At 72.1% G+C, this 7,455-nt stretch carries 5 protein-coding genes and 1 pseudogene; all 6 read left to right on the top strand.

Going from position 1 to position 7,455, the window contains the following annotated elements; translation table 11 throughout:
• A pseudogene (locus tag ACIPAE_RS13540) lies at positions 1 to 132 on the top strand (ABC transporter ATP-binding protein); the annotation flags it as partial.
• Positions 133 to 601: 469 nt separating this feature from the next.
• The gene (gene hpnC / locus ACIPAE_RS13535; protein ID WP_328471316.1) at positions 602 to 1,489 is read left to right on the top strand and encodes a squalene synthase HpnC; all 888 of its coding nucleotides are present in this window, start codon (positions 602 to 604) and stop codon (positions 1,487 to 1,489) included.
• The gene (gene hpnD / locus ACIPAE_RS13530; RefSeq protein WP_329363233.1) at positions 1,486 to 2,448 is read left to right on the top strand and encodes a presqualene diphosphate synthase HpnD; all 963 of its coding nucleotides are present in this window, start codon (positions 1,486 to 1,488) and stop codon (positions 2,446 to 2,448) included. The genes hpnC and hpnD overlap by 4 nt, the downstream gene beginning before the upstream one ends.
• A 229-nt stretch (positions 2,449 to 2,677) precedes the next feature.
• Positions 2,678 to 4,174, top strand: a complete 1,497-nt coding sequence (gene hpnE, locus ACIPAE_RS13525) for a hydroxysqualene dehydroxylase HpnE (RefSeq protein ID WP_329363231.1) — start codon at positions 2,678 to 2,680, stop codon at positions 4,172 to 4,174.
• Entirely contained in the window at positions 4,171 to 5,250 is a 1,080-nt protein-coding gene (locus ACIPAE_RS13520; protein WP_328471322.1) for a polyprenyl synthetase family protein, read from the top strand. Before hpnE ends, ACIPAE_RS13520 begins: the two co-directional genes overlap by 4 nt.
• A gap of 99 nt (positions 5,251 to 5,349) precedes the next feature.
• Entirely contained in the window at positions 5,350 to 7,452 is a 2,103-nt protein-coding gene (gene shc, locus ACIPAE_RS13515) for a squalene--hopene cyclase (RefSeq protein ID WP_329363228.1), read from the top strand.
• Positions 7,453 to 7,455: the final 3 nt, after the last annotated feature.

The following is a 7,455-nucleotide window of genomic DNA, read 5'->3' as shown; positions in this document are numbered from 1 at the left end:
CTGGTCAGTCACAGCAACGCGTCGATCCGGGACACCTGTGAGCGGGTGATCTGGTTGGAGCACGGGGTGATGCTGATGGACGGTCCGACCGAGGACGTGCTGACCGCCTACGAGGCCAAGACCGGGAAGTGACGTGGCGTCGGAAACCGCGCCGCCCGCCGGCCGGTCTCCTGACGTCCGCCCCGACCTGCCCCATCCCGCGCCACCCCGCCCCGTCCTGACCCGCCGTACCTTGTCCCGCTCTGCCCGACTCGGTGCGTTGCCGGGGCCGGACGCGGGAGGTTTCGCGGGAAGTTTTTCGGAAAACCCGATCCCCGCCGGATGATCCGGCGGGGATCGGTTGTTGTGGTGGGGTGTTGTCGCTCGCGGATCGGGGCGCGCCCCCGGCGTACGCCGGGTGGGGCCCCGACGTAAGCTGTACCGGTGCTGGGAGCCTGCCGATGATCGATACCCGGGTCCGGGTGTCCGCAAGCGAGAGTGCGGCGTGTCCGAAATGGGAAGTTTCGACGGGGCAGTGTAGAACGGGGGATGTGGCGGCCATGAAGATCGGGACCATCCTGTTCCGGGGCACGTTCGCCGCCTGTGCACCGGGAAGCCCGCGGTGACCGGGGACGTCACCTCCCGGGCCGTCCTGGACAAGGCCGCGCGCGAGAACTTCCCGGTGGCACCGGTGTTCCTTCCGCGTGCCTGGCGACAGGATCTGATGGCCGTTTACGGGTTCGCCCGTCTGGTGGACGACATCGGCGACGGCGACCTGGCCGACGGCGGCCGGCCCGACGCGGTCCGGCTCGGCCTGCCCCCCGAGGCGGCCGGCGACCGGCTGGCGATGCTCGACGCCTTCGAGGCCGACCTGCGCCGGGTGTTCGACGGCACCCCCGTCCACCCGCTGCTGACCGCCCTGCGCCCCACCGTCCAGCGGCACCGGCTGACCCCCGAGCCCTTCCTCGGCCTGATCGCCGCCAACCGGCAGGACCAGCAGGTCAGCCGGTACGCCACCTACGACGACCTGCTCGCCTACTGCGAGTTGTCCGCCAATCCGGTGGGCCGGCTGGTGCTCTCCATCACCGGAACCTCCACCCCGGAACGGGTCCGGCGCTCGGACGCGGTGTGCACCGCGCTCCAGATCGTGGAGCACCTCCAGGACGTCGTGGAGGACCTCGGCAGGGACCGGGTGTACCTCCCGGCGGAGGACATGAAACGCTTCTCGGTGGACGAGGCCGATCTCGCCGCACCGAGCGCGGGGGAGAAGGTGCGCGAACTGGTCGCGTTCGAAGCCGGGCGGGCCCGTGACCTGCTGGGCGAGGGCGGTGCCCTGGTCCGTAGCGTCCGTGGCCGGCTCAGACTGCTGCTCGCCGGATTCGTCGGCGGCGGCCGCGCGGCATTGCGGGCGGTGGAGGACGCGGGGTACGACGTGTTGGCGGGTTCCCCCAAGGCCACCAAACCCGTCCTGCTGCGTGAGGTGGGGTCGACATTGCGAAGAGAGGGGTGACCCGGACCGTGAACGGTTCCGCGCACACGTCCGGACAGGTGCTTGCTGCATACAAGTACTGTGAGACCGTGACCGGCCACGAGGCCCGCAACTTCGCCTACGGAATCCGCCTGCTGCCCACGGCGAAGCGGCAGGCGATGTCGGCGGTCTACGCCTTCTCCCGGCGGGTCGACGACATCGGGGACGGCGAGCTGCCGCCCGACGAGAAACTGCGCCGACTGGAGGACGCCCGCACCCTGCTGCACCGGGTCGAGGCCCACGAGGTGGAGGAGGACGACACCGACCCGGTCGCCGTCGCCCTCGCCGACGCCGCCGCGCTCTTCCCCATCCCGATGGGGGGCCTGGGCGAACTCATCGACGGCGTCCAGATGGATGTTCGGGGCGAGAGCTACGAGACATGGGACGACCTGGCCGTTTACTGCCGCTGTGTGGCGGGAGCTATCGGTAGGGTCTCATTGGGCGTTTTCGGCACCGTGAATGGGCACGATCATGCACGTGCCGCCGAATACGCCGACACACTCGGCCTCGCTCTGCAACTCACCAACATCCTGCGCGACGTCCGCGAGGATGCCGGGAACGGACGCACGTACCTGCCCGCGCAGGACCTCGCGAAGTTCGGCTGCGCCGAGGGATTCCACGGTGACACCCCGCCGGCCGGCTCCGACTTCGCCGGGCTGGTCGAGTTCGAAGTACGCCGGGCCCGCGCGCTGTTCGCCACCGGCTACCGGCTGCTGCCGATGCTCGACCGCAGGAGCGGCGCCTGCGTCGCCGCGATGGCGGGCATCTACCGGCGGCTGCTGGAGCGGTTCGCCGCCGACCCCGAGGCGGTGCTGCGCGGCCGGGTCTCGCTGCCCGGCCGGGAGAAGGCGTACGTCGCGGTCCGCGGCCTGGCCGGACTCGACGCCCGCCGTACCGCGCGTACTCCCGCCCCCGTCACCGCCCCGCGGAGGGACGCGTGAGACCGACCCGCGTGCACCCAGCGGGTCCCACCGCGCAGTACGCTCCGTCCACGTCGTTCGCCACGTCGTCCGCTCAGCCCGTCACACCCGCCCCGTCCCCGCGGCAGGTGCAGTTCCCGCGGTTCGTCCCGCACCCGCCGTCCGACCGAGCAACCTCGTTGACGCGCACTGCGTCACCTTCCGCGACGGCCCGCCGCACCCCGCATGGTGCGGCCCGAGGAGAGCGCGCATGACGACCACCCGATCCGGCCCGCAGGCCGGTCCGGCCGGCACCGAGGCCGGCCGCCCCGAGCGCGCCCGCGGGCGGCGCACCGCCGTCGTGGTCGGCGGCGGCCTGGCCGGGGTGACCGCCGCGCTCGCGCTGGCCGACGCCGGGGTCGAGGTGACCTTGACCGAGGCCCGGCCCCGGCTGGGCGGCCTCGCCTTCTCCTTCAAGCGCGGCGAGTTGACCGTCGACAACGGCCAGCACGTCTTCCTGCGCTGCTGCACCGCCTACCAGTGGTTCCTGGACCGGATCGCGGCCCGCGACCTGGTGACGCTTCAGGACCGGTTGGACGTCCCGGTCTTCGACGCCGACACCGGCAAGCTCGGCCGGATCGGCCGGGTGGCGCTGCCGGTTCCGCTGCACCTCGCGCCGAGCCTGGTGCGCTACCCGCACCTGTCGGTGGCGGAGCGGGCGTCGGTCGGGCGGGCGGCGCTCGCGCTGCGCGGCCTGGACCTCGACGATCCGGCGCTGGACCGGGTCGACTTCGGCAGCTGGCTCGCCGGGCGCGGGCAGTCCGCCCGCACCATCGAGGCGCTGTGGGACCTGGTCGCGGTGGCCACCCTCAACGCCACGTCGGGGCAGTCCTCGCTGGCCCTGGCCGCGATGGTGTTCAAGACCGGCCTGCTGTCCGAGCCGGGCGCCGCCGACATCGGCTGGGCCGCGGCACCCCTGGGCGACCTGCACGACGGCCGGGCCCGCGCGGCGCTGGACGCGGCGGGGGTGCGGGTGCTGCTGCGGACCCGCGCGGTCGGTCTGACGCCCCGTCCGGAAGGCCCGGACGCGGCCGCCGACGGGGCCGCGGGACGTGACGTCGCACACGCCGGGTGGCGCGTGGACGTCGAGACCGGCCCCGGCCGCGGCGAGCAACTGACCGCCGGCACCGTGGTGTTGGCCGTGCCGCAGCAGGAGACCCACGAACTGCTGCCGGCCGGCGCGCTGGACGAGCCGGAAAAGCTCTTGCGCATCGGCACCGCGCCGATCCTCAATGTCCATGTGATCTACGACCGGCAGGTGCTCCAGCAGCCGTTCCTGGCGGCGCTCGGCAGCCCGGTCCAGTGGGTCTTCGACCGCACGAAGAGCTCCGGGCACACCGGCGGCGGCCAGTACGTCGCGCTCTCCCAGTCGGCCGTGCAGGACGAGATCGACCTGCCGGTGGCCGAGTTGCGCCGCCGCTACCTGCCCGAACTGGAGCGCGTGCTGCCCGCGTCCCGCGGCGCCGCCGTCCGTGACTTCTTCGTCACCCGCGAACGCACCGCGACCTTCGCGCCCACCCCGGGTGTGGCCGCCCTGCGGCCCGGGCCCGCCACGCGCGCCCCCGGCCTGTACCTGGCCGGCGCGTGGACCGCCACCGGCTGGCCCGCGACCATGGAGGGTGCGGTGCGCAGCGGCCTGTACGCCTCCCGACAAGCTTTGTCCGCCCTTGGACTGCCCTGCGAATACGGCGTACTGGAGGCGGCATGAGTGCAATTGGTGCGACAAGAGGAGAGAACGTGACCGCTGACAGCGTGATCGCGCTGCTGGAGAACGGCCGCATCCTGACCACCCCCGTGCTGCGCGCGGCGGTGGCACGGCTCGCCCCGCCGATGGACACCGTCGCCTCGTACCACTTCGGGTGGATCGACCAGGCCGGCCGGCCCGCGGACGGCGACGGCGGCAAGGCGGTGCGTCCCGCGCTGGCCCTGCTGTCCGCGCAGGCCGCGGGGGCGCCCGCGGAGACCGGCGTGCCCGGCGCGGTCGCGGTGGAGCTGGTGCACAACTTCTCGCTGCTGCACGACGACCTGATGGACGGCGACGAGCAGCGCCGGCACCGCGACACGGTGTGGAAGGTGCACGGCCCGGCCCAGGCGATCCTGGTCGGCGACGCGCTCTTCGCGCTGGCCAACGAGATCCTGCTGGAGCAGGGCACCGCCGACGCCGGCCGGGCCACCCGCCGGCTGACCACGGCGACCCGCAAACTGATCGACGGTCAGGCGCAGGACATCTCCTTCGAGCACCGCGAGCGGGTCACCGTGGCGGAGTGCCTGGAGATGGAGGGCAACAAGACCGGGGCCCTGCTGGCCTGCGCCTCCTCCATCGGAGCGGTGCTCGGCGGCGCGTCGGAGTCCGACGCGGACGCGCTGGAGGAGTACGGCTACCACCTGGGGCTGGCCTTCCAGGCGATCGACGACCTGCTGGGCATCTGGGGCGATCCGGCCACCACCGGCAAGCAGACCTGGAGCGATCTGAGGCAGCGTAAGAAGTCGCTGCCGGTGGTCGCCGCGCTCGCCGCGGACGGTCCCGCGTCGGAGCGGCTGGGTGAACTCCTGGCCGCGGACGCGAAAAACTCCGGATTGATCGAAACTGATGCCTTCAGTGAGGAAGAGTTCGCCCTGCGCGCGGCGTTGATCGAGGAGGCGGGTGGTCGGGAATGGACGTCTCAGGAGGCCCGGAGGCAGTACACGACCGCCATCGCCGCACTGGACAAAATGGACATGCCTGAAGAAATCCAACGTAAGCTCGTGGGCCTGGCGGATTTTGTGGTGGTCCGCGAAAAGTAAACAGACAGACGTGGAGCGTATGACGTCGCCGGTCTCACTTTTGTGACGGCGGACGGCCGCCCCCGACACCGCAGAAGTCTCAACTGCAAAGGGGAAGCCATGACAGCGACGACCGATGGCAGTCCAGGGACGCCAACCCACCGGACACCTTCGGCCAGTAGCGCCTCGGAGCCGGAGCCTGTTCCAGCCGGCGATACAGAGGCGGCGGCGCAGCGTGCCGTGCAGCGCGCCGCAGACCACCTCCTGGCACGGCAGCACCCTGACGGATGGTGGAAAGGCGACCTCGAAACAAACGTGACGATGGATGCCGAGGACCTGCTGCTGCGGGAGTTCCTCGGCATCCGCGACGACAGCGTCACCGCGGCCTCGGCCCGCTGGATTCGCTCCCAGCAGCGCGAGGACGGCGCCTGGGCCACCTTCCACGGCGGTCCGGGCGACGTCTCGGCCACCATCGAGGCGTACGTCGCGCTGCGGCTGGCCGGGGACGACCCGGCCGAGGCGCACATGGCGCTGGCCGCCAAGTGGTCGCGCGGCGAGGGAGGGGTGGCGGCCAGCCGGGTCTTCACCCGGATCTGGCTCGCCCTGTTCGGCTGGTGGAGCTGGGACGACCTGCCGGAGATGCCGCCCGAGGTCATCTTCCTGCCCAAGTGGATGCCGCTGAACATCTACTCGTTCGGCTGCTGGGCCCGGCAGACCATCGTGCCGCTCACCGTGGTCGGCGCCCACCGGCCGGTGCGCCCGGCGCCGTTCGGCATCGACGAGCTGCATGTCGATCCGGCCCGGCCCTACCCCAAGAAGCGCCGGAAGTCGATCACCAGCTGGGACGGCGTCTTCCAGCGCCTCGACCAGGTGCTGCACGTCTACCGCCGGTTCAGCCCCCGGGTGGTGCGCCGCAGCGCGATGAACGCGTGTGCCCGCTGGATCATCGAGCGCCAGGAGGCCGACGGCTGCTGGGGCGGCATTCAGCCGCCCGCCGTCTACTCGGTGATGGCCCTCCACCTGCTCGGGTACGACCTGGACCACCCGGTGGTCAAGGCCGGACTCGACTCGCTGGATCGTTTCGCCGTATGGCCCGAGGAGGGCGTGCGGATGATCGAGGCGTGCCAGTCCCCGGTCTGGGACACCTGCCTGGCGACCATCGCGCTCGCCGACGCCGGCGTCCCCGCCGACCACCCGGCGCTGGTCAAGGCTGCCGACTGGATGCTCGGCGAGCAGATCACCCGCCCCGGCGACTGGTCCGTGCAGCGCCCGCAACTGGCGCCGGGCGGCTGGGCGTTCGAGTTCCACAACGACAACTACCCGGACATCGACGACACCGCCGAGGTGGTGCTCGCGCTGCGCCGGATCGCCCACCCCGACCAGGCCCGGGTGGACTCCGCGATCGACAAGGCGGTGCGCTGGAACGTCGGCATGCAGTCGAGGAACGGCGCATGGGGCGCCTTCGACGCCGACAACACCAGCCCCTTCCCGAACCGGCTGCCGTTCTGCGACTTCGGCGAGGTGATCGACCCGCCGTCGGCCGACGTGACCGCGCATGTCGTGGAGATGCTCGCCGCGCTCGGCCTGGAGCACGACGGGCACACCCGGCGCGGCATCGACTGGCTGCTGGGGGAACAGGAGGACAGCGGCGCCTGGTTCGGCCGCTGGGGTGTCAACTACATCTACGGCACCGGATCGGCCGTCCCCGCGCTGGCCGCGGCCGGGCTCGCCCCGGACCACCCGGCGATCCGCCGGGCCGTCGACTGGCTGCACGAGGTGCAGAACGCGGACGGCGGCTGGGGCGAGGACCTGCGGTCCTACTCCGAGCAGGAGTGGGTCGGCCGCGGGCACTCCACTCCCTCGCAGACCGCGTGGGCGCTGATGGCGCTGCTGTCGGCCGGCGAGCGGGACACCGAGTCGGTCGAGCGCGGGGTGCGCTGGCTGGCTGACACCCAGTTGGCGGACGGCTCGTGGGATGAGCCGTACTTCACCGGCACCGGCTTCCCGCGCGACTTCTCGATCAACTACCACCTGTACCGGATGGTCTTCCCGCTGACCGCGCTCGGCCGCTACGCCCGCTCCGAGCCCTTCGGTGCCGGCCACCCGGCGGCCTCGGCCGGCACGTCCGCCGTGAGCACGTCGGGCGGCGGCACGGCCGGCACCGGCATGCCCAGTTCCACCATCCCGAGCACCACCATCCCGAGCACCGGAAAGGGGGCCTAGTTC

The sequence above is a fragment of the Streptomyces sp. NPDC087270 genome, from assembly GCF_044744625.1.
Lineage (GTDB): Bacteria > Actinomycetota > Actinomycetes > Streptomycetales > Streptomycetaceae > Actinacidiphila.
The sequence above is the reverse complement of the archived record's forward strand: the minus strand, read 5'-3'. Positions and strand labels throughout refer to the sequence as shown.

Excerpts from the sequence above, each read along its gene's own strand:
- hpnE (WP_329363231.1), top strand. The coding sequence starts at position 2,678 with ATGACGACCACCCGATCCGGCCCGCAGGCCGGTCCGGCCGGCACCGAG.
- ACIPAE_RS13520 (WP_328471322.1), top strand. The coding sequence starts at position 4,171 with ATGAGTGCAATTGGTGCGACAAGAGGAGAGAACGTGACCGCTGACAGC.
- shc (WP_329363228.1), top strand. The coding sequence starts at position 5,350 with ATGACAGCGACGACCGATGGCAGTCCAGGGACGCCAACCCACCGGACA.